The sequence below is a fragment of the Paenibacillus sp. TAB_01 genome, assembly GCF_043945595.1.
Lineage (GTDB): Bacteria > Bacillota > Bacilli > Paenibacillales > NBRC-103111 > Paenibacillus_S.
This window is the reverse complement of the sequence record NZ_JBIFNP010000001.1, coordinates 4,660,790-4,684,724: the sequence shown is the minus strand read 5'-3', so window position 1 is coordinate 4,684,724 and position 23,935 is coordinate 4,660,790. Positions and strand designations below refer to the sequence as shown.

The following is a 23,935-nucleotide window of genomic DNA, read 5'->3' as shown; positions in this document are numbered from 1 at the left end:
CGTCCTAACATTTATGGGAAAAATAACCATAGGGGATGGAGCTCTGCTTACCAGCCCGCTAATAACGAATGTGGAATTATTCTGAATAGGAATAAAACGAGGCTACCGAGAAATTGACCGGCAGCCTTATTACATTTTGGGAGCATTCAATAAAAAAAATGAATATGAAAATATATACCTGATTTTCTATTCCTGTGGTATCCTATTACAAACAACTTTTTGAGGTGAAATTTATGCAATCTGCTGTAGTGCCGACAACGTATTCGAGAACCAATCCATTTCATGCGAAGGTTCTCAAAAATGTAAATTTAAACGGGGCGGGGTCGAGTAAAGAAACGCGGCATATCGAGTTTTCTCTGGAGGGTTCGAACCTCTCCTATGTCCCTGGTGACTTCCTTGGCATCATTCCTGAAAATGACCCGGAGCTGGTGGCTTCCCTTCTTGAGGAAATGAAGTGGAACCCGGAGCTGGCTGTTGCGATAAATAAGCAAGGGGAGACACTTCCGTTGAAGGAAGCCTTGGCTGTACATTTTGAAATTACGCTGTTGACGAAGAAAATTTTGCAGCAAGCAGCGGAATTGACGGACAACGAAGCGTTGAAAAGCCTCGTTTCCGCTGAAAATGCGACTCAATTGAAAGAATATATCGAGGGGCGCGATTTGCTGGACCTGCTGCGCGACTTCGGCCCTTGGAAAGCTTCCGCTCAAGAGATCGTGTCCTTATTGAGAAAAATGCCTCCTCGGCTCTACTCCATTGCGAGCAGCCTGGCCGCGAATCCGGAGGAAGTGCATTTAACGATCGGCGCTGTGCGCTACACGGCTCATGGACGCGAACGCAAAGGGGTCTGCTCCGTGCTGTGCGCTGAGCGTCTTCAAGTAGGCGATACGCTTCCGATCTTCTTCCAGCCGAATAAACATTTTAATTTGCCGGAGTCCCCGGACAAAGATATTATTATGGTCGGCCCGGGCACAGGCATTGCGCCTTTCCGTTCCTTTATTCAGGAGCGCGCGGTGAGCAAAGCGCCCGGCAGAGCATGGTTATTCTTCGGAGACCAGCGCTCCGCAACGGATTTCCTGTATCAAAGCGAACTGGAACAATATAGGCAGGATGGGGCATTGACTCGATTAGATGCTGCCTTTTCCCGCGATACGGTACAAAAGGTGTATGTTCAGCATAAAATGCTTGAAAACAGCAAGGAATTGTTCGGATGGCTTGAAGGCGGAGCTTACTTCTACATTTGCGGAGATAAGCAGTATATGGCCAAAGACGTTCACAATACGCTGATCAGCATTATCGAAACCGAAGGCGCGATGACCCGCGAAGCGGCCGAAGCGTATTTGAGCGCAATGCAGGAGCAAGGGCGCTACCAGCGCGATGTGTACTAAACTGTATTGAATTGAAGCAGGAATCTGCTTCGGAGAGTGACTTTATGCCGCAAGAAGCGGTGATAAAGTCACTCTTTTTTTGGGCGAAACGAAGAAATTAGGAAAAAGATAAGGTGGAGAAAAGTATTATACCTGAGTAAACAGCTCGGAGAAAAGTGTTATTGCTAGAATGCCGGATATCATGTATGGTTTAGATATTCAGCTGAATTGGTTTAATGGAAGGAAGGCCTATCCGTACATGAAATGGTTTGCTCGAATAAATAAAATAAAGTCGTTATGGCCAAACGGGCGATTCTACCGTACAAGTCTCGTCTGGGTTCTTTTTATTGCTTGTATTCCGACTATTACTATAGGTTTTGGTGCAGATTTAATTGGAACTCGTCAAATTGAAAGAACGGTGGTCGCGTCACGGCAAAATGAAGTCGAATTATCGGCGAAGCGCATCGACGATTATTTATCCCATTTGGAGAAGTCCGTCATCCAATATGCGTCCAATCCCGAGTATGGCATCAAGCTGCGGACGCTCGAGGCATCCTACGACTACGAATATATTCGCGATATATTCAATTCTCTGCTTGCTCTGAAGGACTCCAATCCGCTCATCGATCAGGTAGATTTGTACCTTAATGAATCGCAAACGATCTATTCGGGGGAGAGCGGAGTGAATGCGGTCCGCTTGCAAGAGGCCAACGAACGGTTCCATGCTCTGCTGGAGCAGCCGCGCACAGCCTATTGGCTGCCCTCCTTCCGTACGATAGGGGCCAAAGAAGGAGAAGAAGGCATGCCTGCGCTCGTATATAAGCTGCCCGTGGGCTCCGGCCACCCCTTTGCCGCGCTCATCGTCTATTTGAACAAAGCGCGCATGGCCCAAATGATAGGCGAGTCAGAGGCGGACGGCCAGAACGGTTCTTTTCTTATACAAAATCAAGGGGAGTGGATCGTTACAGCCGAAGGCCGAACGGTGCCTTCCGTGCTGGAGGAGGAATGGCGCCAGTCTGTGCCCGCCAGCGGACCGGTCACGGATACGTTCGTTCATGCCTGGGGACATGAGATGTATTCCGTATCCTACAGCCGAATGAGCAGGCTGGGCAGCTCATGGGTTTATGTCACGGGGACGTCGCTGTCGCGCTTATCGGAGCCGGTTACGCTGGCCTCGCGCATTATTTACGGCTTCAGCTTGATTGTCCTCGTCACCGGCATCGGCGTCTCGATGATCGCTTCCAACCGGCTGTACAGGCCCATCCGCACATTGACGCATACGTTCCGCAGTCCAAGACATCCCGATACCCCTATGGAATCGGTGGATGAGATTGAGTTTATTACGAATCAGTGGAGGCTTCTCACAGAGCAAAGCAGCCTGCTGGACGATCAGCTTCGGGAGCAGCTTCCTTACTTGAGGGAGGGCTATCTTCTTCAATTGATGCATAACCGGCTTCACACATCGGATGAAGAAGCGCTGTTGAACCGAATGGAGCAGCTGGGCTGGACGGTGCGGAATACGTTGTTTACGGTTCTTGTGATTCAATGGCTCGGCTTCGACAAAGCCAAGGCGCTGCCATCCCAGGACAGCCATGAAATTATGGCTTCCGCCGTGTTCCATACGGTTACGCAGCTTGTGAAGGAGCGGCATGACCGTTCGGAAATGATGAAGCTGCAGGGAGGAACCGCGGGCGTGCTGCTTATGTTCCCGGATACGGACACCGTTAAGCAGATCAAGGAGCAGCTGTACCGGCTGGCAGATGAAGTAAGCCTTTCGCTCAGCTCCGGCTTTCATCTGGAAGTGACGGTATCCTTAGGGCGGGTGACACCGAGCGTTGCGCAGCTGCCGCAGGTGCTGGAGGAAGCCGCAGGCGTGCTGAAGTTCCGGGACATACACGAAATGAATCAAATCTTGGATGCCGATCATTATACGCGCCAGGAAAGCGTTCCGATCCGTTATCCGTTTACGCTGGAATCGGAGCTGATCGATGCGGTTCGCGCTGCGAATGAGTCCAAGGCCAGCGGGCTGCTGGAAAGCTTTTGCGAGGAGCTTGCACGGCATGCGGGGAAGCAGTTTTTGTTCCAGCAGGGGATGCTGCAGCTGTTCGGGAACCTTCAATTCGCGTTTCTGAAAGCGGGCTTCTCCCCGCCGTTCCAGGAATCCACTGCAGAGCTGTACGGCGAGCTGATGCGAATGAAGGAGCCGCATGAGGTCATGGACTGGTTCAAAGAGCGCGTCATCCGGCCCTATATCCGTGAAATTAATGAGGCGTCCCAATTGCAAAGCAAGAAGCTGAAGGTGGCCGTAGAGCAAATTATTGCGCTCATCCATGAGAAGTATGACACGGAAATTTCGCTGGAGATGTGCGCCGAATTGCTTGGCATCCATGCGCTGACGCTGAGCAAATGGTTCAAGAAGGCGACAGGCACGACCTTCGTTGACTATTTGACGGCGATTCGGCTGGACGAATCGAAGCGGCTGCTGGCGAACACGAGTTACAAAATTAACGATATCGCCCATCTGGTCGGTTACCAGCCGACTTATTTCAACCGGATCTTCAAACGCCATGAGGGATTGACGCCAAGCCAGTACAGGGATAAATGCAAGGAGGCCTAATTCGATGCAAGGGAGTGTAAGTCCAACATGATTCGCATGCTGCGTAAAGATAAATATTTGTACCTGCTGGCGCTGCCCGGCATCTTGTATTTCCTTCTGTTTAAATATGTGCCGATGTGGGGAGTCATCATTTCATTTCAAAACTACTCTCCTTATCAAGGGGTCATGCATAGCAGTTGGGTGGGGTTCGAGCATTTTGACCGTTTTTTCGCCAATCCGGATTTTTGGAAGCTGTTCCGCAACACGATGGCGATGAATGTGCTGAGCCTCATTTTTTTCTTCCCGCTGCCGATCCTGCTGGCACTTCTGATGAACGAGCTGAAAGGCGAAGCGTACAAAAGAATCGTCCAGTCCATCGTATACTTACCCCACTTCTTGTCCTGGGTCATTATTGTCGGGATCAGCTTCCTGCTCTTGTCGCAGTCCGAAGGGGTTATCAATAAGCTGCTGGCTGCGCTGGGCTATGCCAAGATTGATTTTCTGACGGATCCGAAGAAGTTCTGGGTGCTGCTTACGCTGCAAAATATTTGGAAGGACGCCGGCTGGGGAACGATCATGTTTCTTGCCGCCATAGCCGGAATCAGTCCGCAGCAGTACGAAGCGGCCAGGATCGACGGGGCGAGCCGGATGCGGCAGATGTGGCATATTACACTGCCGGGCATTCGGAATGTCATTATCATTCTGCTCATCCTGCGCGTCGGTCACATTATGGATATCGGCTTCGAGCAGGTCTATCTGATGATGAATGGCGCCGTTTCGGAGGTGGCCGATGTGTTCGACACGTATGTGTTTCGGGTGGGCGTCAAGCAGGGCCAATTCAGCTACAGCACGGCTGTCGGATTGTTCAAGTCGGTTGTGGGTCTCCTGCTGGTCATAGCGGCCAATAAGCTCGCCAAACGATTCGGGGATGAAGGAGTCTATTGATGATGACAACATGGTCTGACCGGATGTTTTCCATTGTAAACGTAGGAGTGCTGACGCTTGTATCCTTGATTACGCTGTTTCCGCTTTATTACGTATTTGCCGTTTCCTTCACCCATCCGGATGAGTACCTGTCCAAGGGGTTCGTCTTGTTTCCCGAGCATTGGAGCCTGCTTTCCTATAAGTATATTCTTGCGACAGATACCTTCGTCAAAGGCATCGGCATCAGCGGCTTTCTGGCCACGATGGGTACCTTTCTTTCCCTGATCATTACCTCCAGCTTCTCCTATACGCTGTCCCGCAGAAGGTTCATGGGGCGCAAATGGCTGCTTCTGCTGGTACTGCTGACGACTTTGTTTCAGCCCGGCATTATTCCGCATTATTTGCTCGTTCGCGAGCTGGGGATGATCAACAGCGTCTGGTCGCTGATTATCCCGGTCTTGTCCAGCGGGTGGTACGTGCTTCTGATGAAAGGCTTTTTCGACAGCATTCCATCGGAGCTGGAAGAAGCGGCTGCGATCGACGGCTGCAACGATATGGGCGTCTGGCTGCGGGTCATTATTCCGCTGTCCCTGCCGGCGATGGCGGCGTTCGGACTGTTTTTTGCCGTGGCTTATTGGAACACCTTTTTCCATGCCATCCTGTACATTAATGACCACAATAAATGGCCGATGCAGGTCATTCTGCAAAATATGCTGATTGAATCCACCACGTCCACCGGCGCAGGGCCCGCAGAGGTGAGCGCGGAGATGCATATTCCGCCGGAAACGATCAAAATGGCTGCGGTGGTCGTCGCGACCGTGCCGATTATTTTAGTTTATCCATTTTTGCAAAAGCATTTTGCCAAAGGGGCCATGATCGGCTCCGTCAAAGAATAACCGCGAAGAGAGAGGAAGAAAACGATGAAAACGACTACTTTTGCCAAACTCTTGCCCGTCCTGCTGACAGCTGGAGCTATTGCCGGCTGCGCGCAGCCGGGGAAAGAGGAGGCAGCCGCCAAAGATACGGGGCCGACGCCTATTAATATCATGATGGAGCTTACCTTGACGGAGCCGCCTGCCGACGATAATCCGGTGAAGCAGGAGATCGAGAAACGGACGAACACCAAGCTCAACATTTCCTGGGTCTCCTCGAACAATTTCGTTGAGAAACAGAACGTGACCCTGGCTTCCGGGGATATTCCGGAATTAATGATGGTGAACGACGCGTACGACCCCCAGGTGATGATGCTGGCCCGGCAGGGAGCGTTCTGGGATATTACGCCGTTTGTCAAGGATTACCCGAACCTGCAGGCGCTGCAGGCGGATTCCTGGAAGAACACGAGCATTGACGGCAAAAGCTACGGCGTGCCCCGCTTGAGAGCGTTAATCGGCGGCGGCAATTTCCCGTTGATCCGCAAAGACTGGCTGGACCAGCTGGGGCTGAAGCAGCCGGAGACGATGGACGACATTTATCAGGTATTCAAGGCGTTCACCGAGCAGTGACCCGGACGGGAACGGGAAGAAGGATACCATCGGCTTCGCCGGCTACGCAGGGGCGGATAATCCCGGACAATACGCGTGGGTGGAGAATGTATTTAACAATACGCAGGGGAAATGGAAGCTTAAGGATGGGCAACTGATTGACGTCACTTTCGATAAAGGAACACGGGACGCGCTGCTGTGGCTGAATAAAGCTTTTACCGAGGGGATTATCAGCCCGGACTTCCCGACGCTCAAAAATTCCCAGGTTCGCGAGATGATTACGACGAATAAAGCCGGCTCGTTCTCCGATGCGATGAATCCATCGTGGCTTTTGACCGGGCAGCTGCGCAAAACGACGCCGAAGGCGGATCTGCTGCCGCTTACTTATTTGGAAGGGCCCGAGGGGAAATATGTTCCCAAGGATTCCGGAGCCTACGGGATGTATGTCATTCCGAAATCCGTACCGGAGGACAAGGTAAAGAAGATTCTTAAATTTATGGATTACGGCGCAACAGAGGAAGGCTCCGTATTGGCCAATTACGGCTTGAAGGAAGTTCATTACACCGAGAAGGACGGCTTGAAGACGACGAACGAACAGGCGATTAAAGACAAGGTCGCCGCTTACGGAGGGCTGTTCGCCAATCTCGATAAATACCAAAGAGGCTATCAAAGCGGAATTCCCGCCGATTTCATGAACCGCAACCGTAAAATAATCGATGAGCGTACCAAATATGCCGTACCGAACCCGGCGGTCGGCGTGATCTCCGAAACGGCTATTAAAGTCGGCAAGGAATTTGACAAGAAGATTCAAGATATGAAAACCAAGGTGATTATGGGCCGTGAACCGATAACGGCTTGGGATGATTTTATTGCGGGCTTGAAAACGAACGCCGATTATCAGAAAATAATTACAGAGACGAATGAAGCCTACAAGAAGACTGCCAAGTAAAATGGATACGGGAAAGGGATACGGTGAAGAGGATGAATCAACGTAAGCAGCCGAACATTTTATTTCTGATGAGCGATGAACACAGGGCCGATGTGACCGGTTACGAGGGGAATACCGTCATTCGCACGCCGGTGCTTGACGAGCTGGCGCGTACCGGCGTCGTTTTTCGCAACGCATATACGCCGTCCCCGATCTGCGTTCCGGGCCGGCAGGCGATCCTGTCGGGACAATTCCCGAGAAGCTGCGGCTGCGAACGGTTCGGCGAGGATTTGGCGCCGGGCTACATGACGTACCCCCGAAGACTGGCCGAGTTCGGTTACGAGACGGCCGTCAGCGGCAAGCTGCATCTGACCGGAACTGGACCAGATGCAGGGCTGGACGACTCGAATCAGCGGGGATATGCAGGTATCTCCCCGTTATATCGGCAAAGAAGCGGCTGCAAGCCGGAGACCGCTCGCAGGAGTGAAGTGGACGGACGCCAAGGAAATCGCCCGCGCCGGGGTAGGCCGGGGGCCCTGCGTCGTGCACGATGAATATGCGGTCGAAGGGGCGCTCCATTTCATTGAAAATTACTTCAGCAGCCCCTATTACGACAGGGAGCAGACGCACCCGCTGCTGTTGAAGGTGAGCCTGCTGCAGCCGCATTACCCGTACTTCACTTCGGAAGACAAATTTACTTACTACCTGAACCGGGTTACGCCATACCTCAATCAGGAGGCCTCCGGTCATCCTTTCCTTGGGCAGCGGCAGTGCCCGGCCTGAGGTGGATGTATCGGAGCGGGAGCTGCGGCGCGCCACGGCCGTGTACTATGGCATGGTCGAGACGATTGACGAGCAGTACGGCAGAGTCATCCGTGCGCTGGAGCATGCCGGGCAAAATCTCGATGACTGGATCATTATTTACACCACGGATCATGGGGAAATGCTCGGAGAGCATGGCATCTGGGAGAAGCAAAAGTTTTATGAAGGCAGCGCGCGCGTTCCGCTTATTATCCGTTATCCTGAGGGCTTTGGCGGAGGCAGGACGGTGGAGGAGAATGTGAATCTGTGCGATCTGTTCGCTACGCTATGCGAGCTGACAGGCATCGAAACGCCGGAAGGTCTCGACAGCCGCAGCCTGGTTCCATTGTTGAAAAACGCCGGGGGGACGGATTGGGACAATGAAACGGTGTCGCAGTTCGGCGGGACGAATCTGATGATCAAGAAGAATCACTTGAAATATCAGTATTACGGAGAAAGCATGCCGGAGGTACTCTTCGACTTAGACAGCGATCCCGGCGAGCTGCGCAATGTTATCGACGACCTGCGATATGCCGGAGCGCTGGAGTATTTCCACCGCCGGCGGAGCGAGCTTGGATTTGGAGGGTGATGTCAATGAAACCGAATGTCATCGTATTTTTTACCGACCAGCAGCGCTGGGATACTACAGGCGTTCATGGGAATCCGCTGGGGCTGACCCCCCATTTCGACCGGATGGCCAAGTACGGGACGCATCTGGAGCATGCGTTTACATGCCAGCCGGTCTGCGGTCCGGCCAGGTCCTGCCTGCAGACCGGCATGTATGCGACCTCCACGGGCTGCTACACGAACGGGATTCCGCTGCGGGAAGATTTGCCGACGCTTGCGCATTATTTTAACGAGCAGGGCTATGAAACCGGTTATATCGGGAAATGGCATCTGGCTGCAACGCGAACAGTACCGGTACCGGAGAAGCTGCGCGGCGGCTACAAATATTGGCTGGCCGCCGATTCGCTCGAGCATACGTCAGACGCTTACAATACGGTTCTGTACGATAACGAGAACCGGACGGTCAAGCTGCCGGGGTACCGCGTGGATGCGATGACGGATGCCGCCATCCGGTATATAGACCGGCAGAAGGAGCAGCCCTTCTTCCTGTTCTTGTCGTATCTGGAGCCGCATCATCAGAATCATAGAGATGATTACCCGGCTCCGCTCATTTACAGGGATACGTATGCGGCCCGGTACATCCCTCCCGATCTTGCCGCACTTGGAGGCACCGCCCATCAGCATCTAGGGGGCTATTACGGGATGGTCAAGCGGCTGGATGAAGCGCTGGGACGCATCATGGATGCCCTTCACAGCCTGGATTTGATGGAGAATACGGTCATATTATTTACTTCGGATCACGGCTCTCACTTCAAGACCCGCAATGGAGAATACAAACGCTCCTGCCACGAGAGCTCCATCCGGGTGCCGACGGCCTTGTACGGCGGTCCTTTACAGGCGGCGGCACCGTCAGGGAGCTGGTCAGCCTGGTCGATCTAGTGCCGACGCTGCTTGACAGCGCAGGCATCGACATCCCTGAGCATATGCAGGGAAGGTCGGTTGTGCCTTTGCTGAACGGCAAGAAGGAGGACTGGCCGGAGGAGGTTTTCGTACAAATCAGCGAAGCCCAGGTCGGACGGGCCATCCGGACGCAGCGCTGGAAGTACAGCGTGCATGCGCCGAACAAACACCCGATCAAGGATTCCGGCTCGGAGCGGTATGAAGAGCAGTTCTTGTACGATCTGTACGCAGACCCCTACGAGTTAACCAACCTGATCGGGATGGAATCGCACCGGCTGGTGGCGGATCAGCTGAAGGAGCGGCTGGTGCGGAGAATGACAGAGGCCGGGGAAGCGGCGCCTGTCATTGAACCGGCGCCTCCGAAGGCCAGCGGACAGCGCAAGGTATACGAGAACGAATATAGGCAGTAAATCTGTGGGGGAGGGTGTCCCAAAAGCCATGAAATGGCTAGGGACACCCTCTTTGTTGATTGGACCGGCGCCCTCCATTAAGTATGCTGCGTCCTTTTTGCTTTGGCCATATATTCGGAGGGTCTTAAGCCGGTTGCGCTTTTAAACACACGGCAAAAATAATTTTGGTCGGAGTACCCGACCTGGGAGCTGATTTCATAAATCATGAGATCGGGGTGCTTCTCCATTATTTTTTTTGCAATCCGGATCCTGAATTTAATGATATACCCCATGATGCTGTCCCCGGTTTCCCGCTTGAACAGCTTGCTTATGTAGGTACGCGATAAATGAAGGTGTTTGGCGATTTCATGAATGGTCAGCTCGTTCCGGTAATGGGTTTCAATATACTGCTTAATCATCTCGATATATTTATGCTCGCTTTGGTTGGCGTCCAAATAGCCGCAGATCATTATCAGCTTTTCTTTCATAGTGGCAATAAGCATATTCTTGGATTGGATACTGTAAAAGTCCTGGAGATGGATCGCCGTCTGCAGCTCGGACGCCTGCTCGGTTTCCTCCACAATCTGCATAATAATGCCGATCAGAAACCAGGAGCAGACCATGACCGTATAGGCGAGCAAATGGTCCGGAGTATGGATTAACCGTTTCTCGATCGCACTCCATGAGTCAAGCAGTTCTGTCTTGCTGCCCTTCAGCAGGGCTCGTACAATGACATCGGTTTCCTCCACGATAAACATTTCAAGGTCTGTGCTGGACCATCTCTAATCCTTCGTAGCGCGAAATATGCTCAAAGCCGTTCATTGCGCTTGTTTGCAGAGCATGCTTGGAATCTTTATGCGACTGCGCGTATCGGTTCACGCTGCTGAAATAGCGCCCTATTCCGATATTGCAGGGGATTTCAAGCAATTTTGCGGTGGTTTCAACGATGTTGGCAGCGATGGCGGCTGCCCGCTCCTGCACTTCATCCGCATCCTCTCCGATGATAAGCATCGGCAGCCGGTTATCCGCATACCTGACGACATAACCGCCGCCCCATTGATCGATGACCTCCTGGGCGATGTTGGATACGGCGTATTGATATAAATACCAATCGCTCTCGGAGAAGGTCTTCTCATTGTTCAAGCGGTGGAGCTCCAAGCTCATAATCAATCCGCCGTGTACGATGCGCTCATCTACCGAGAAGAAATCCAGTTTTCGCCGGAGCTCTTCGCCTTCCTTGACTTTTCCATGAACGATATCGAACAGAAATTGCTCTCGAAGCACCGGAAGCGCCTCTTGCAGCTGCTTTTGAGTTTCCCGAATGTACATCTGCTGCTCGCGAACCATACCGATATCTTTCAGTGCTTGTCGGATGACAGGGACGATTTCGGAATGAACGATGGGCTTCAGGAAATAATGGGAGACTTTCAGATGTACGGCTTCCTGAGCATAGTCAAACTCATCGAAGCCGCTTAGGATGATGATCGGAACATTGGCGTTTTCATTCCGAATTTTTTTGACCAGCTCGAGTCCGTTCAAATTTGGCATGCTGATATCTGTCATAATAAAATCCGGCTGATGGAGCTTGTATTGCTGCCAGCCTTCGGCACCGTCTTCGGCTGTCAGCAAGGAATCGAAGCCCATTTCATTCCAAGGGATCGTTTTCTTCAATGCGTTAATACTCCGTATCTCGTCATCAACTAATAGCGCTTTCATAAATCAAGCTCCTTTCCGTTTCGTTATGAATTATCGGCAGCGTGAGGATGACCTGTGTTCCCCGGACAGGGCCGTTGCGCATCTTGATGCCGTACCCCGAACCGAAATAAAGGCGGATTCGCTCATCCACATTTGCGACTCCGTAGCCGCTGGATAAGGCATTAGGCTGCAGGCTATCGGTTGGGAGCGTCTCCGGCAGTCCCTTCCCGGTATCCTCAACAATAATCTGGTACGCGGATGGATTGAGCCGCTTCGAATAGATGCGAATCGCAGCGTCTTTCCTGGAGAAGCTGCCGATAAATCCATGCTTGATCGCATTCTCGATAAAAGGCTGCAGAATAACCTTAGGGACAAGATGCTGCTTCAAATCATCGTCCACGGATTCCTCGTAGCTGAATTGATCCGGGAAACGAATCTGCTGAATGTCCATATAGGCCAAGCTGTGCTCCAGCTCCTCTTTCAACGTTACAAAGGAGTGTCCCTTGTTCAAGCCGATACGGAACAGATTAGCAAGCCGATTGGCGACGAGACTGATCTCCGTAATGCCTTTTTCCGCAGCCATGCAGTTTATAATATCCAGCGTGTTGTACAGAAAATGCGGGTTGATCTGATTCTGCAGGGCGCGTAATTCGGCCTCCCGGATTAATGCATGCTGCTTATGCAGGTTTTGGATGTGGGCCTGCAGCCTCTCCGCCATTTTATTAAAGCCCACATGCAGCTGATTAAACTCGAAGACGATATGCTTTTCCGGCTTGGCGGCGTAGATGCCGGCCTCGATACTCTTGAAGCCGGCGAGGATTTTACGGACAGGCGAGATTAACCTTCCCGAGAGAAAGGTGGCGGCCAGAAATATAATGGCCAATCCGGAAATTCCGATCAAAATGACATGATGGCGGAATTCAAACAACGTCTGGAACATGCTGTCAAACGGTATGATCTCCACAAGCCCCCAGTTGGAATATTTATTCGGGTAGTTGATGAACAAGGATAACTTGCCATCCAGTGTCAGATGATAAATGCCCTGCTCCAGCTGTTGGGAGAGATGGACGATATAGTCCTGCTTCTCATTGTTCATCCGGTATTCGGTCTGCCCCGGGTTCAGGTCCGTCATGAGTCTGCCTTCACTGTCGAGCAAGAAGAATGCCTGGTTCGTACGGTTCTGCTTCGTGTCGGAAGCAATGACCGTTGTCAGCAGATCGGCATCCAAATTCACTTCCACGTAGCCTATCGTTTCCCCCTTCAAGCCATAAATTTGAGTGATATAGGTCAGTACCTGTTTCGGATTCTGACTGCTTGCGCTATCTTCCGGATGCGATTGAATCCAGAAAGCATTGACGGAATCAAGACGGTGCATCTGATCCTTCCATTGGATACTATCGAGCGGCTTGAGGTGCTTGCCGACCTGGGGCCGGGGCTTGAATTTGTCGCTGTAGATATAGATACTGCTAATTTTGGAGTTGCTGAACATGATGCCGTTGAGCCAGTCCTCCAAATTGTTTCGCATCGTGAAATATTGGTACGTACTGGAGTAATCGTTCTCCAACGCCTCCCGCAGTCTGTCGTGGCTCGAAACATTTAACGCGGTGCTCTCGATATTCTCGATTAAACTCATAATCCGGGACTGGTAGTTGTACAGCAGCTCCAGCTTGGCGCCGCCAATTTCACGCGTAATGATTTTGGCGACAATCTGATAGTTCAGAATAGAGACACTCAGGAGGAAGAAACTGCAGGTGAGGATCAGCAGCAAAAACAACAGCGGCTTTAACCTTATTTGTCTGATTTTCATGAGTGTGCAGCTCCCTTTCTTGGCTTCGGTGGTTTGGGTTGTTCGATTCCCTCTTATTGTAAAAAGCAGGAAGCATTCCGGCAACAGCATAATGGCAATATATCCGAATTTGTGCTAGGAAAGGATACATCTCCATAGTTTCAATCGGTTTCACGCATTGTATAGTTAGAAAAACGAAATGGAGGTGTTGGTCAGATTGAGTAAGGTAAACCATGCCGAAGTATACGGCAATTTCATCGGAGGGTCGTGGCGCCATAGCGGGCAGACCTTTCCGGTAACGAATAAATACACAGGGGAGGCGCTGGCGCAGGTCGCATCTGCATCGGAAGCGGACGTGAGCGCGGCCGTCGGGACGGCTCTAAGCACGTTCCAAGCAAAGCCACTGCCGGTAGTTGAGCGCTGCGAAATTTTGCTGCAGGCCGCCCGACTGATCGGGTTGAGCAAGGAGCGGCTCGCCACGATGATTGTTCGAGAGTCGGGCAAGGTGATGAAGGATGCGCTCGCCGAGGTGAACCGAGCGGTTCAAACCTTTATCGCTTCGGCAGAGGAGGCCAAACGGCTTGCCGGCAAAGAAATTCCGCTGCGGGGGCAGCCGGGTAACGATCATAAAATCGCTTTTACAATGTATTCGCCTGTTGGCGTCGTCTGCGCGATTACCCCGTTTAATTTCCCGCTGAATCTGGTGGCGCATAAAGTGGCTCCCGCCATTGCCGCAGGTAATTCGGTCGTCCTGAAGCCGGCTGAAACGGCCCCGATGACGTCGATGCTGCTGGCGGGCATTTTGCAGGAAGCGGGTCTTCCGGACGGCTTCCTCAATGTGGTGAACGGGGCGGGGGCGGAGGTAGGCGGCTATTTGCTGAAGGATGAGAGAATTGCCTTGTTTACATTTACCGGAAGCCCGGAGGTTGGGCGCAGGATCAAGAACCAGACGGGGATTCGCAAGGTGGTGCTGGAGCTGGGGAACAATTCGCCGAATATCGTGCATGTGGATGCGCCAGATCTGGCTCAAGCCGCCAAATTATGTGTCGCCAGAGGCTTCGGCAACAACGGCCAGGCGTGTATTTCCGTGCAGCGGGTGTATGTCCACAAGGAAATCTATGATGCCTTCGTTCGGTACGCTGTTGAGGAGACGAAGCTTCTTCAGGCAGGAGACCCGGAAAGTATGCAAACGGATGTGGGCCCGATGATTTCGGTCGGCGCAGCAGAGCGTGCGGAGAGCTGGATTCGGGAAGCTGTGAATGAAGGAGCCGAAGTGGCGGTGGGCGGAACGCGAAGCGGGGCGCTGCTGCAGCCGACCATTCTGGTGAATGCCACAGAAGGCATGAAGGCGGTATGCGAAGAAATATTCGCCCCAGTAATCAGCATTATCGCTTATGACGATTTCGACCAGGCGTTGAAGCTGGCGAACGATTCCCGCTACGGCCTGCAGGCAGGGGTATTCACTTCGAACCTCCAGCTTGCAATGAAAGCAGCCAGAACCTTGGAGTTCGGCGGCGTCATCATCAACGACGCATCCTCCTTCCGTGCGGATATCATGCCGTACGGCGGCTTCAAGGATAGCGGCTTCGGCAAGGAAGGACCGGCTTACGCTGTGCGTGAAATGTCCGAGGAACGGATCATTGTCATTAACTTGTAAAGGGGGGCTGTACCTTGCGAACGACATGGGAGTATTATTCGACGCCGAGAATCTTGTTCGGCCCTCATTCGATTGCCAAGCTGGACGGTATACTGCAGTCATTCAAGGCGAAGACCGTGCTGCTGGTGACAGATCAGGGCATCGTCAAAGCAGGCTTGCTTGAACAAGTTACAGCTTTATTAAATTCCGCCGCGTATCAGGTTATCGTTTATGACCGGGCCGTGCCTGAGCCGCCGATTTCCGCGGTAATGGAATGTTATGCATTCGCCCGTACCCAGGAAACGCCTAACGTGATTGTGGGACTTGGCGGCGGCAGCAGCATTGATATGGCCAAAATCGTGGCCCTGCTGTTAACCTACGGAGGACACCCGCGTGATTATTTCGGGGAAAAAGTGATCCCGGGGCCGATTCTGCCCCTGATTGCGATCCCGTCTACGGCAGGTACAGGCTCGGAGGTGACCTCCGTAGCGGTGGTCAACGATACGGAGAATAACTTGAAGGTAGGCTTGTCCAACCAATATTTGCGGCCCGCGGCAGCCCTGCTTGATCCGGAGCTGACCTTGACACTTCCGCCTTATGTTACGGCCTGCGCAGGAATCGATGCACTGGCTCACGCGGTGGAGGCGTATCTCGCCAAGGACTACAAATACATTCAAGCAGAGGGCGAGATTCTGTTCGTCGGTTCGGCGCCGATCAGCGATACGCTTGCGCTGCGGGCAATCCAGCTCATTTCGCAAAATCTGATTCTGGCCGTAAACCAGGGCAGCAATCTGGAAGCGAGATCGAACCTGCTGCTCGGCAGCTTGATGGCCGGCATGGCATTCTCCAATGCGGGGACTGCGGCCGCTCATGCGCTTGCGTATCCGATAGGAGGCATGACGAAATCGCCGCATGGGGAAATTACCGGACTGCTGCTGCCTTACGTTATGCAGTACAATGCCATGGTAAGCAGGGAGAAGCTGCTGCATATCGCCGAAGCCTTTCAGCTCGGGGCAGCCGGGAGCGATCCGGAAGCCGTTCTCGGGCAGCTGAATGACAAAATGTTTGATTTACTGCGCAATATCGGGCTGCCGTATAAGCTGTCTTCCATCGGTATTCGCCGGGAGGATATTCCGGAAATTGCCGAGAAGGCGATCGCCATCGACAGGCTGATGAGAAATAACCCGCGGCAACCGTATATCGAAAGCTTGACCGGGATACTTTATTCTGCTTTTTGAGAAAGCGCTTGCTCAGGAGTGAATGCATATGAAAATTGTGATTACCCGCAAAATTCCCCCAAGCATTGTGAGCTTGATGGAGGATGGACATGAGGTATATATGTGGGATGACGAGGAAACGGTTATGCCGCGCCAGCTGCTGCTGCAGCACGCGGCGGATGCCGATGCGATTTTTACAAACGTTTCGGATCGGATAGACAAAGAACTGCTTGGAAGGGCGCCCCGATTGAAGGTCGTCAGCACTATGGCTGTCGGCTACAACAACATCGATATCGCCGAAGCGAAAAAGCGGGGAATACGTGTCGGCCACACGCCGGAGGTACTGTCGGAAGCGGTCGCGGATTTGACCTTTGCGCTGCTCCTGGGCACGGCGCGGCGTGTGGTCGAAGCCGACCGGTATACTAGGGCGGGAAAGTGGAAGGGGTGGGGGCCCATGCTGCTTACCGGCCAGGACGTTTACGGCGCTGCCATCGGCATTATCGGGATGGGTAGAATCGGAAGAGGAGTCGCCCGGCGGGCCAAAGGCTTCGGCATGCATATTCTGTACCACAATCGAACGCGCAAGCCGGAGGCAGAGCAGGAACTTGGCGCACAATGGCGCTCCCTGGAACAGCTGTTGTCCGAATCGGATTATGTCGTGATGCTTGCGCCGTCCACTCCGGAAACGCACAGCATGATCGGCCCCCGCCAGTTCGCGCAGATGAAGCCTAATGCGATTCTGATCAACACGTCCAGAGGCGGCAACGTGGATGAACAAGCGCTGTATGACGCTTTAACCACAGGGAAAATATGGGGTGCGGGGCTGGATGTATTTGAGACGGAACCCATCGGCAAGGAGCATCCGCTGCTGCAGCTCCCTAACGTCATAGCGTTGCCTCATATTGGCAGCGCTACGATCGAGACGAGACTGCAAATGGCGGACATTGCCGCACGCAACCTGCTGGCGGCGTTAAGGAACGAACGGATGCTCTACAGCGTTATTGGCTAGCCGGTATCTTAATCCATAAAGAAGAGGAGCCCAAACGATGAAAATTGCGAGCATTGAAACATTTTCCGCCAAAGAGGTTAGTTTTGTCCGCGTCCGGACCGATGACGGCCATGAAGGCTATGGACAACTTTCCGCCTGGAACGCCAATATTTCCGCACTGGCGCTGCATCAGCAAATCGCTCCGATTGCGCTTGGCAGCGATCCGCTTGCTATTGAGGAGCTGGTTGAAAGGTGCTTTCTGAAAGAGTATAAATTCCCCGGCGCCTTCACAACGCGTGCGATCGGCGGGCTTGATACCGCCTTGTGGGATTTAAAAGGGAAGGCAGAGGGGAAGAGCGTCTGCCAACTGCTCGGCCAGTACAGAACGTCCATCGACGCATACGGGTCCAGCATGCGCAGGGACATTACACCGCAGGACGAAGCCGAACGAATGAAGCGGCTTCAGGCGGAGCACGGCTTCCGCGCGTTCAAGATCCGTGTGGGCAAGGTGTTCGGCAATGATGTCGACCAATGGCCCGGCCGCACCGAGGAGCTGATCCCGACCATCCGCCAGGCGCTTGACGGACAAACCACGCTATTCGCCGACGGGAACAGCGCCTTTACGCCCAAGCGGGCGATTGAAGTCGGCCGGCTGCTGGAGCAGCATCGGTACAGCCACTTCGAGGAGCCTTGCCCGTTTCCGGAGCTGGAATGGACGGCGGAGGTCGCCCAGGCGCTGGATATCCCGGTATCGGGCGGTGAGCAGGACACGGATCTATCCCAGTGGCAGCGCATGATCCGGATGCGGGCGGTGGATATCGTTCAGCCTAATGTCTCTTACGTGGGCGGAATCTCTCGGGCGTTAAGGGTGGCCCGCATGGCGAATGAAGCCGCCATGCTTTGCACTCCTCATAATGCAAACAAAACCATGACGCTCGTCTTCACTTTACATCTGCTCGGCGCGCTGCGGAATGCAGGTCCGTATATGGAGTACACGCTTGAGCACGATCCTTGGGCGGAAGGTTTGTTCGAGGATGCGGATCTGGAAGTGAGAGACGGCAGCGTGGCGATTCCCGAGGGACCGGGCTGGGGGGTCAAGATCCGCCAAGACTGGCTGGACAAAGCCGATTATGCTATCAGCAGGCTGGACTAAGCAAGGCGGCAATGTGCGGCGGATTAAGCTTTCATAATAGAGGAGGAACCTATGAAAAAATTAAGTGTCTTATCGATTATTTCCATAGTAACGGCAATTTCCGTTGGATGCTCTGCCGGCTCGTCCACGCCTTCGGTCGAGAACGGTTCGGCGGCGGGGAGCGAGAAGACGACCGAGGTCCGCGTCAGCTGGTATGGGGATGCTAACCGCAATCAGATATATAACGATACGTTCGATATTATTCAGAAAAAACTGCCGGACATTAAGCTGATTCGAGAATTTGCGGCCGGCAACGATTACTGGACGAAGCTGAATACACAGGTCGCCGGCGGCAATGCCCCCGATATGATGGTGTTCACGCTTGACAATCTGTACGATTTCGCGAAGCGCGGCCAACTGGCTGATCTGCAGCCCTATGTCGATCAGGGCATTATTCACCTGAATGACTTTAATCCGGCGATCGTGAACAGCGGCAAGGTAGACGGCAAGCTGTATACCGTATCCCAAGGCAACTCGATTCTCGGTACCTATTATAATAAGGAGATTTTCAAAAAAGCCGGATTAAGCGAACCGGATTTGAACTGGACCTGGGAGGATTTTGCCCAATCGATGATCGCAATTCATAAGGCACTGGGCAGCGGTGTCTGGGGAAGCGAGGATTTGGCGGGAACCAACAACATATTCCAGACGTTTCTGAAACAGCGGAATAAAGACTTGTACAAGGAAGACGGCAGCCTTGGCTTCGAGAAGTCGGATATGATCGAGTGGTTTACGCTATGGGACAGCATGAGGCAGCAGGGCGGCGTAGCGCCGGCGGATATTTCGGCCGAATACAAGGGGAAGAATGAAGTGGAGGGCATACTCGCCACCGGCAAAGTAGCCGTTACAATGAGTGCCTCTAACCGGCTAAAGCTGTTTCAGAACGTGATGAAGGATGAATTGGGGATAGTTCAGTGTCCCTACGACAAAGGACGGAACGCCGTTCGATCTGCTGGCAGGCGTCTACATGGGCGTTTATGCGAAGTCCAAAGTACCTAAGGAAACAGCCCGCATTATCGATGCTTTCGCCAACGACTCCGAAGCAGCTAAAGCGTTCGGGATGCTGTACGGGCCTGTCGGCTCCAGCAAAGTGATGAAGGAGCTGGAAGCGACGATCGATCCGATGATGAAGAAGATCAATGACTACCAGGTGGCTGTAAGCAAAAATACGCTGCCGACCGTTCCTTATCCTGCGGGCAGCAATGCGATCAATAAGCTGCTCGGCACGGAGAACGACGCCATTGCCTTCAAGCAAAAAAGCGTTGAGGAAGCGGTGGACGATTTCTTCACGGAAGCGCAGAAAATTTTGAAAAAATAATTTCGGGGGCTGGGTAGATATGAGAAAAACGATAGCGGCTGCGCTGGCGGTCTCGCTGGCCGCGGCAGTCTCAGGCTGCTCCGGCGGCAGTCCGGAGGCGGCGCCTGTCAAGGAGGGTGCGGAAGGGGCAGCACCTGCTGTGAAAGAAGTCCGGGTAAGCTGGTATGGCGACGCGAACCGAAATAAAGTGTACAACAGCACATTCGATGAGATTCAGAAGAAGCTGCCTCATGTCAAGATTATTCGTGAATTTGCATCTTCTAACGATTATTGGACCAAGCTGAATACTCAGATCGCCGGCGGCAATGCACCGGATTTAATGGTGTTTTCCCTTGACAACATTAATGATTTCGCAAAGCGGGAGCAGCTGCTCGATTTGCAGCCGTTTGTCGATCAGGGCGTGATCGATATCAAGGACTTCAACCCGACGATAGTCGACAGCGGGAAAGTGAACGGCAAGCTGTATTCGGTCTCGCAAGGGAACTCCATCAAGGCGAGCTATTATAACAAAGCGATGTTTCAGAAAGCAGGCGTGAGCGAGCCGGATTTCAACTGGACCTGGGACGATTTCTCGAAATCAATGATTGCGATCCACGATGCGCTGGGCAACGATGTCTGGGGAAGCGAAGATTTAGGCGGAATCAGCAATCTGCTGCAGTCTTTCCTGAAGCAGCGGAATAAGGATCTGTACACGGAAGACGGAGGGCTCGGCTTTGAGAAGCAGGATATGGCCGATTGGCTGACGATCTGGGATCAGCTCCGCCAGAAAGGCGGTATTCCGCCGGCAGACGTCTCGGCAGAGTATGCAGGCAAGAATGAAGTCGAGGGTATTCTGGCTGCGGGGAAGGTTGCGGCGACGATGAGCTCCTCCAACCGGATGAAGCTGTTCCAGGACGTGATGAAGGATGAGCTTGGAATCGTTAGAATTCCGACGACAAAGGGCGGCACCGAGTTCGATCTGCTGGCAGGCGTCTATTCCGCGATTTATGTCAAGTCGAAGGTGGCGAAGGAAACCGCCGAAATCATTAATCTGTTCGTCAATGATGCAGACGCTGCCAAACAGTTCGGTGAGCTGTATGGACCGGTTGGATCGACAAAGGTGATGAAGGCATTGGAGCCGTTTATTGATCCGACGATGAAGAAAGTGAATGAATTTCAAATGCAGGTCAGCAAGAATGCAACGCCGACTGTGGCTTATCCGACCGGAAGCAATGCGGTCAATAAATTGATCAGCACGGCCAATGAGGCGGTTGCTTTCAAGCAAAAGACGGTCGCGCAAGCAGTGGATGATTTTTTCATAGAAGCACAGAAAACGTTGAAGAAATAAGGATAAGGAGTACGCTATGAAAAATAAGGACTATTGGGTGGCGTACGGCTTTCTGGCGCCCTGGTTGGTCGGCTTATTCGTGTTCAGTTTATTTCCGATCGTCGCATCGCTCTACTTGTCCTTCACTTCCTACGATATGCTGAATCCGCCGGTATGGGGAGGACTGGACAACTACCGCGACATCTTCACGGATAAGCAGTTTTATCAGTCGCTAAAGGTCACTTTAACTTATGTGCTGTGTGGCGTTCCCTTCGAACTGGCATTCGCGCTTCTGCTGGCTATCGTACTGAATCACAGCCTAAGCAAGGCGGTGAATGTGTACCGCGGCATTTACTATATTCCGTCGCTTATCGGCGGAAGCGTTTCCGTTGCATTATTGTGGCGGCAAATCTTCGGAAGCGAGGGCTTGATCAATGATATGCTCGCCCTGCTCGGCGTGACCGGAACGAGCTGGATCGCCAATCCGAAGACGGCGCTGATCACAATTATTATTCTGAAGGTGTGGCAGTTCGGATCGCCTATGGTCATTTTCCTTGCCGGTCTGAAGCAGATCCCCAAGGAGATGTACGAGGCGGCGGCGATCGACGGAGCAGGCAGGCGGCAAAGCTTCTTTAGGGTAACATTGCCGCTGCTTTCGCCGGTGATTTTATTCAACTTGATTATGCAGCTGATCGGCTCGTTCCAGGCGTTCACTCCGGCGTACATTATTAGCGGCGGCAGCGGCGGCCCCGTCAATTCCACTTTGTTTTATACGCTGTACCTGTATCAGCAAGGCTTTCAAAACTATCAGATGGGTGTAGCCTCGGCCATGGCATGGATCTTGCTGCTGCTGATCGCAACGTTCTCGGGTGCCGCTTTCTGGACTTCCCGGCGGTGGGTGCACTACATGGAATAGGAGGGATTGTTATCAGCTTCTCAGACAAAATCAGCCGGTTCACCTATCACGGTGCCATCTTGATCTGCTCGCTGGCGATGCTCTATCCGGTGCTATGGATGCTCAGCAGCTCGTTCAAGCCGCAGGGGCTCATTTTCCAAGATCTCAGCTTATGGCCTAAGCAAGTTACGTTGAAGAACTATGTGGAGGGCTGGATCGGCTTCTCGGGCACATCCTTCGGCCGATTTTTCTTGAATTCTTTGTTTATTGTGACCGTATCCATTATCGGAAATCTGATCAGTTGCTCCTTGGCGGCATACCCATTTGCCCGTATGGAATTTCCGCTGCGCAAGTTTTGGTTCGCCGTCATGATGATGACCATCATGCTGCCGCATCATGTGGTTATTATACCGCAGTACATTTTATTCAAGCAGTTTGATTGGATCAATACGTACTATCCGCTGCTCGTTCCGCGCTTTTTTGCAGTGGAACCGTTCTATATCTTTTTAATGGTTCAATTCATGCGCGGGCTGCCCAAAGAGCTGGATCATGCGGCGACAGTGGACGGCTGCGGGAAGTTCCAGATCTACTGGCGGCTGATCCTGCCCCTGGCGCTTCCTGCGCTCGTAACGACGACTATTTTTACATTTATCTATGTATGGAACGATTTTTTCGGTCCGCTTATTTACATCAGTCAAGTGAAGGATTTTACGGCTACGCTTGGATTAAGCCTGTTCATCTCGTCAGGCGAAGGAAAATCGGAGTATGGCCAGTTGTTTGCTATGTCGATGCTGTCCTTGATTCCGCTGTTTACCATCTTCGTGTTTTTTCAAAAATATTTGGTCGAAGGTATCGCCACATCTGGAGTGAAATAGGAAGGGGGAGAAACCATGGCTGACAACCCGATTCGGTTGGGGCTTGTGGGGTTGGGCGCCCATATGGTCGATAATCTGCTGCATCGGCTGATGACGCTGCCGGTGGAGATTGCCGCCGTATGCGACATTTTGCCGGAACGGATTTCGTTTGTGGAGAGAAAATACCGTACAGGTGCTGCGTATACTGATTATAAGCGGATGCTAGAGCGTGAATCGCTGGATGCCGTCATCTGCTCGGCCACTCCGCAAATTCATTACGAGGTAGCGAAATCCAGTATGCTCGCGGACCTGCCTGTATTCGTGGAGAAGACGCCCTGCCGGACGGTAGAGCAGGCGGAGGAGCTGGCAGCGCTTCAGCAGAGTACAGGGCGCTACGCGATGGTTGGCTTTAACCGGCGGTTTGCGACAGCGTATCTTATGGCCAAGGAAGTGGCTCAGCGTGCCAAATTCGGCGGGATACATATGTATCAGGCCAAATACCATGCGGGAGCTTACGGCTCGAAGCATGCGTTTATATTCAACCATATCGTCAACCATATGGATCTGGCCCGGTTTTTGCTGGGGGAACTGGCGGTAACTCATGCAGAAGCCTTCGAGCTGGACGATCGGCGGTTCGGCTACAACATCACGCTGATGGCTGAGAGCGGAGCGATCGGCAACATTCAGTCGGCATCCGTGCAGGATATGACGTTTCCCGTTGAGCGGGTCGAGCTGATCGGCAGCGGGCAGAATGTCATTGTCGATAACCTGAAGAGCATCGTGCATAACCGTCCCGGCCAGTGGAACGGCGGCGGGATGCGGGCGGCGTTCCGGGAGCAGGGCGACGCCCAGAGCTGGAATGTCAACAATGGCCTGCACACGAGTTTCACTTATTTGGGCTATGACCTGGAGCTGCTCGAATTCGTTCAATCCGCTGCTAAGCGCAGAGAGCCTGCCGTTCATATGGGGGATACCGTAAAGACCATCCGACTGATGGAGCAAGTGCGCCGTCTGCTGCAATAAGCGCAAGACGTGCTA

Annotated in this window: 24 protein-coding genes; 21 read left to right on the top strand and 3 right to left on the bottom strand. The window is 52.8% G+C overall.

Features of this window, described 5'->3' with window-relative positions; all coding sequences use genetic code 11:
* Nucleotides 1-233: 233 nt before the first annotated feature.
* The 11 genes from ACHHV8_RS22715 to ACHHV8_RS22665 all read left to right on the top strand — a co-directional run bounded on the left by ACHHV8_RS22715 (nucleotide 234) and on the right by ACHHV8_RS22665 (nucleotide 10,031).
* Nucleotides 234-1,385 carry a sulfite reductase subunit alpha gene (locus ACHHV8_RS22715; RefSeq protein WP_395161735.1) on the top strand — a complete coding sequence of 384 codons (1,152 nt, stop codon included), beginning with the start codon at nucleotides 234-236 and terminating at the stop codon, nucleotides 1,383-1,385.
* Between the two features lie 238 nt (nucleotides 1,386-1,623).
* Nucleotides 1,624-3,981, top strand: coding sequence for a helix-turn-helix domain-containing protein (locus tag ACHHV8_RS22710; protein ID WP_395161734.1), 2,358 nt, complete (start codon nucleotides 1,624-1,626; stop codon nucleotides 3,979-3,981).
* Nucleotides 3,982-4,008: 27 nt separating this feature from the next.
* Nucleotides 4,009-4,905, top strand: coding sequence for an ABC transporter permease (locus tag ACHHV8_RS22705; protein WP_395161733.1), 897 nt, complete (start codon nucleotides 4,009-4,011; stop codon nucleotides 4,903-4,905).
* A complete protein-coding gene (locus ACHHV8_RS22700; RefSeq protein WP_395161732.1) occupies nucleotides 4,905-5,780 on the top strand; it encodes a carbohydrate ABC transporter permease in 876 nt (291 codons plus the stop codon). Before ACHHV8_RS22705 ends, ACHHV8_RS22700 begins: the two co-directional genes overlap by 1 nt.
* Before the next feature lie 24 nt (nucleotides 5,781-5,804).
* Nucleotides 5,805-6,386, top strand: a complete 582-nt coding sequence (locus tag ACHHV8_RS22695) for an extracellular solute-binding protein (protein WP_395161731.1) — start codon at nucleotides 5,805-5,807, stop codon at nucleotides 6,384-6,386.
* 79 nt (nucleotides 6,387-6,465) lie between these two features.
* Entirely contained in the window at nucleotides 6,466-7,314 is an 849-nt protein-coding gene (locus tag ACHHV8_RS22690; RefSeq protein ID WP_395161730.1) for a type 2 periplasmic-binding domain-containing protein, read from the top strand.
* A gap of 32 nt (nucleotides 7,315-7,346) precedes the next feature.
* A complete protein-coding gene (locus ACHHV8_RS22685; RefSeq protein WP_395161729.1) occupies nucleotides 7,347-7,847 on the top strand; it encodes a sulfatase-like hydrolase/transferase in 501 nt (166 codons plus the stop codon).
* Complete coding sequence (locus ACHHV8_RS22680; RefSeq protein ID WP_395161728.1) at nucleotides 7,837-8,076, top strand: hypothetical protein; 240 nt, start codon at nucleotides 7,837-7,839, stop codon at nucleotides 8,074-8,076. Before ACHHV8_RS22685 ends, ACHHV8_RS22680 begins: the two co-directional genes overlap by 11 nt.
* Before the next feature lies 1 nt (nucleotide 8,077).
* Complete coding sequence (locus tag ACHHV8_RS22675; RefSeq protein ID WP_395161727.1) at nucleotides 8,078-8,683, top strand: sulfatase/phosphatase domain-containing protein; 606 nt, start codon at nucleotides 8,078-8,080, stop codon at nucleotides 8,681-8,683.
* A gap of 5 nt (nucleotides 8,684-8,688) precedes the next feature.
* Nucleotides 8,689-9,600, top strand: coding sequence for a sulfatase-like hydrolase/transferase (locus ACHHV8_RS22670; RefSeq protein ID WP_395161726.1), 912 nt, complete (start codon nucleotides 8,689-8,691; stop codon nucleotides 9,598-9,600).
* A complete protein-coding gene (locus tag ACHHV8_RS22665; protein ID WP_395161725.1) occupies nucleotides 9,600-10,031 on the top strand; it encodes a sulfatase/phosphatase domain-containing protein in 432 nt (143 codons plus the stop codon). Before ACHHV8_RS22670 ends, ACHHV8_RS22665 begins: the two co-directional genes overlap by 1 nt.
* Before the next feature lie 77 nt (nucleotides 10,032-10,108).
* Here ACHHV8_RS22665 and ACHHV8_RS22660 read toward each other — a convergent pair whose 3' ends face one another.
* Genes ACHHV8_RS22660 through ACHHV8_RS22650 form a run of 3 tightly spaced genes read right to left on the bottom strand, consistent with a single transcriptional unit; the run spans nucleotide 10,109 to nucleotide 13,512 of the window.
* Nucleotides 10,109-10,768, bottom strand: a complete 660-nt coding sequence (locus ACHHV8_RS22660; RefSeq protein ID WP_395161724.1) for a helix-turn-helix transcriptional regulator — start codon at nucleotides 10,766-10,768, stop codon at nucleotides 10,109-10,111.
* A 1-nt stretch (nucleotide 10,769) separates the two neighbouring features.
* Complete coding sequence (locus ACHHV8_RS22655) at nucleotides 10,770-11,726, bottom strand: response regulator (RefSeq protein ID WP_395161723.1); 957 nt, start codon at nucleotides 11,724-11,726, stop codon at nucleotides 10,770-10,772.
* Nucleotides 11,707-13,512 (bottom strand): cache domain-containing sensor histidine kinase, encoded by a 1,806-nt coding sequence (locus ACHHV8_RS22650; protein WP_395161722.1) that lies wholly within the window; start codon nucleotides 13,510-13,512, stop codon nucleotides 11,707-11,709. The genes ACHHV8_RS22655 and ACHHV8_RS22650 overlap by 20 nt, the downstream gene beginning before the upstream one ends.
* Before the next feature lie 196 nt (nucleotides 13,513-13,708).
* Between ACHHV8_RS22650 and ACHHV8_RS22645 the strand changes: the two genes are divergently transcribed.
* From ACHHV8_RS22645 to ACHHV8_RS22600, 10 genes are read left to right on the top strand one after another with little or no spacing between them, the layout of a single operon-like run.
* Nucleotides 13,709-15,148, top strand: coding sequence for an aldehyde dehydrogenase family protein (locus ACHHV8_RS22645; RefSeq protein ID WP_395161721.1), 1,440 nt, complete (start codon nucleotides 13,709-13,711; stop codon nucleotides 15,146-15,148).
* 14 nt (nucleotides 15,149-15,162) lie between these two features.
* Nucleotides 15,163-16,365 (top strand): hydroxyacid-oxoacid transhydrogenase, encoded by a 1,203-nt coding sequence (locus ACHHV8_RS22640; protein WP_395161720.1) that lies wholly within the window; start codon nucleotides 15,163-15,165, stop codon nucleotides 16,363-16,365.
* 28 nt (nucleotides 16,366-16,393) lie between these two features.
* Complete coding sequence (locus tag ACHHV8_RS22635) at nucleotides 16,394-17,353, top strand: 2-hydroxyacid dehydrogenase (RefSeq protein ID WP_395161719.1); 960 nt, start codon at nucleotides 16,394-16,396, stop codon at nucleotides 17,351-17,353.
* 37 nt (nucleotides 17,354-17,390) lie between these two features.
* Complete coding sequence (locus tag ACHHV8_RS22630; RefSeq protein WP_395161718.1) at nucleotides 17,391-18,485, top strand: mandelate racemase/muconate lactonizing enzyme family protein; 1,095 nt, start codon at nucleotides 17,391-17,393, stop codon at nucleotides 18,483-18,485.
* A 51-nt stretch (nucleotides 18,486-18,536) separates the two neighbouring features.
* Nucleotides 18,537-19,523, top strand: a complete 987-nt coding sequence (locus tag ACHHV8_RS22625; RefSeq protein WP_395161717.1) for an ABC transporter substrate-binding protein — start codon at nucleotides 18,537-18,539, stop codon at nucleotides 19,521-19,523.
* Nucleotides 19,492-19,842 (top strand): hypothetical protein, encoded by a 351-nt coding sequence (locus ACHHV8_RS22620; RefSeq protein WP_395161716.1) that lies wholly within the window; start codon nucleotides 19,492-19,494, stop codon nucleotides 19,840-19,842. The genes ACHHV8_RS22625 and ACHHV8_RS22620 overlap by 32 nt, the downstream gene beginning before the upstream one ends.
* Before the next feature lie 19 nt (nucleotides 19,843-19,861).
* Entirely contained in the window at nucleotides 19,862-21,169 is a 1,308-nt protein-coding gene (locus tag ACHHV8_RS22615) for an ABC transporter substrate-binding protein (RefSeq protein ID WP_395161715.1), read from the top strand.
* 16 nt (nucleotides 21,170-21,185) lie between these two features.
* On the top strand, nucleotides 21,186-22,064 hold the full coding sequence (locus ACHHV8_RS22610) for a carbohydrate ABC transporter permease (protein WP_395161714.1): 879 nt from the start codon (nucleotides 21,186-21,188) through the stop codon (nucleotides 22,062-22,064).
* Between the two features lie 11 nt (nucleotides 22,065-22,075).
* Complete coding sequence (locus ACHHV8_RS22605) at nucleotides 22,076-22,918, top strand: carbohydrate ABC transporter permease (protein WP_395163594.1); 843 nt, start codon at nucleotides 22,076-22,078, stop codon at nucleotides 22,916-22,918.
* A gap of 15 nt (nucleotides 22,919-22,933) precedes the next feature.
* Nucleotides 22,934-23,920 (top strand): Gfo/Idh/MocA family protein, encoded by a 987-nt coding sequence (locus ACHHV8_RS22600; protein WP_395161713.1) that lies wholly within the window; start codon nucleotides 22,934-22,936, stop codon nucleotides 23,918-23,920.
* Nucleotides 23,921-23,935: the final 15 nt, after the last annotated feature.

What these genes read in the sequence shown, in the direction of transcription:
- ACHHV8_RS22715 (WP_395161735.1), top strand. Translation starts at nt 234, where the DNA reads ATGCAATCTGCTGTAGTGCCGACAACGTATTCGAGAACCAATCCATTT.
- ACHHV8_RS22710 (WP_395161734.1), top strand. Translation starts at nt 1,624, where the DNA reads ATGAAATGGTTTGCTCGAATAAATAAAATAAAGTCGTTATGGCCAAAC.
- ACHHV8_RS22705 (WP_395161733.1), top strand. Translation starts at nt 4,009, where the DNA reads ATGATTCGCATGCTGCGTAAAGATAAATATTTGTACCTGCTGGCGCTG.
- ACHHV8_RS22700 (WP_395161732.1), top strand. Translation starts at nt 4,905, where the DNA reads ATGATGACAACATGGTCTGACCGGATGTTTTCCATTGTAAACGTAGGA.
- ACHHV8_RS22695 (WP_395161731.1), top strand. Translation starts at nt 5,805, where the DNA reads ATGAAAACGACTACTTTTGCCAAACTCTTGCCCGTCCTGCTGACAGCT.
- ACHHV8_RS22685 (WP_395161729.1), top strand. Translation starts at nt 7,347, where the DNA reads ATGAATCAACGTAAGCAGCCGAACATTTTATTTCTGATGAGCGATGAA.
- ACHHV8_RS22670 (WP_395161726.1), top strand. Translation starts at nt 8,689, where the DNA reads ATGAAACCGAATGTCATCGTATTTTTTACCGACCAGCAGCGCTGGGAT.
- ACHHV8_RS22660 (WP_395161724.1), bottom strand. Translation starts at nt 10,768, where the DNA reads ATGTTTATCGTGGAGGAAACCGATGTCATTGTACGAGCCCTGCTGAAG.
- ACHHV8_RS22655 (WP_395161723.1), bottom strand. Translation starts at nt 11,726, where the DNA reads ATGAAAGCGCTATTAGTTGATGACGAGATACGGAGTATTAACGCATTG.
- ACHHV8_RS22650 (WP_395161722.1), bottom strand. Translation starts at nt 13,512, where the DNA reads ATGAAAATCAGACAAATAAGGTTAAAGCCGCTGTTGTTTTTGCTGCTG.
- ACHHV8_RS22635 (WP_395161719.1), top strand. Translation starts at nt 16,394, where the DNA reads ATGAAAATTGTGATTACCCGCAAAATTCCCCCAAGCATTGTGAGCTTG.
- ACHHV8_RS22630 (WP_395161718.1), top strand. Translation starts at nt 17,391, where the DNA reads ATGAAAATTGCGAGCATTGAAACATTTTCCGCCAAAGAGGTTAGTTTT.
- ACHHV8_RS22625 (WP_395161717.1), top strand. Translation starts at nt 18,537, where the DNA reads ATGAAAAAATTAAGTGTCTTATCGATTATTTCCATAGTAACGGCAATT.
- ACHHV8_RS22620 (WP_395161716.1), top strand. Translation starts at nt 19,492, where the DNA reads ATGGGCGTTTATGCGAAGTCCAAAGTACCTAAGGAAACAGCCCGCATT.
- ACHHV8_RS22615 (WP_395161715.1), top strand. Translation starts at nt 19,862, where the DNA reads ATGAGAAAAACGATAGCGGCTGCGCTGGCGGTCTCGCTGGCCGCGGCA.
- ACHHV8_RS22610 (WP_395161714.1), top strand. Translation starts at nt 21,186, where the DNA reads ATGAAAAATAAGGACTATTGGGTGGCGTACGGCTTTCTGGCGCCCTGG.
- ACHHV8_RS22600 (WP_395161713.1), top strand. Translation starts at nt 22,934, where the DNA reads ATGGCTGACAACCCGATTCGGTTGGGGCTTGTGGGGTTGGGCGCCCAT.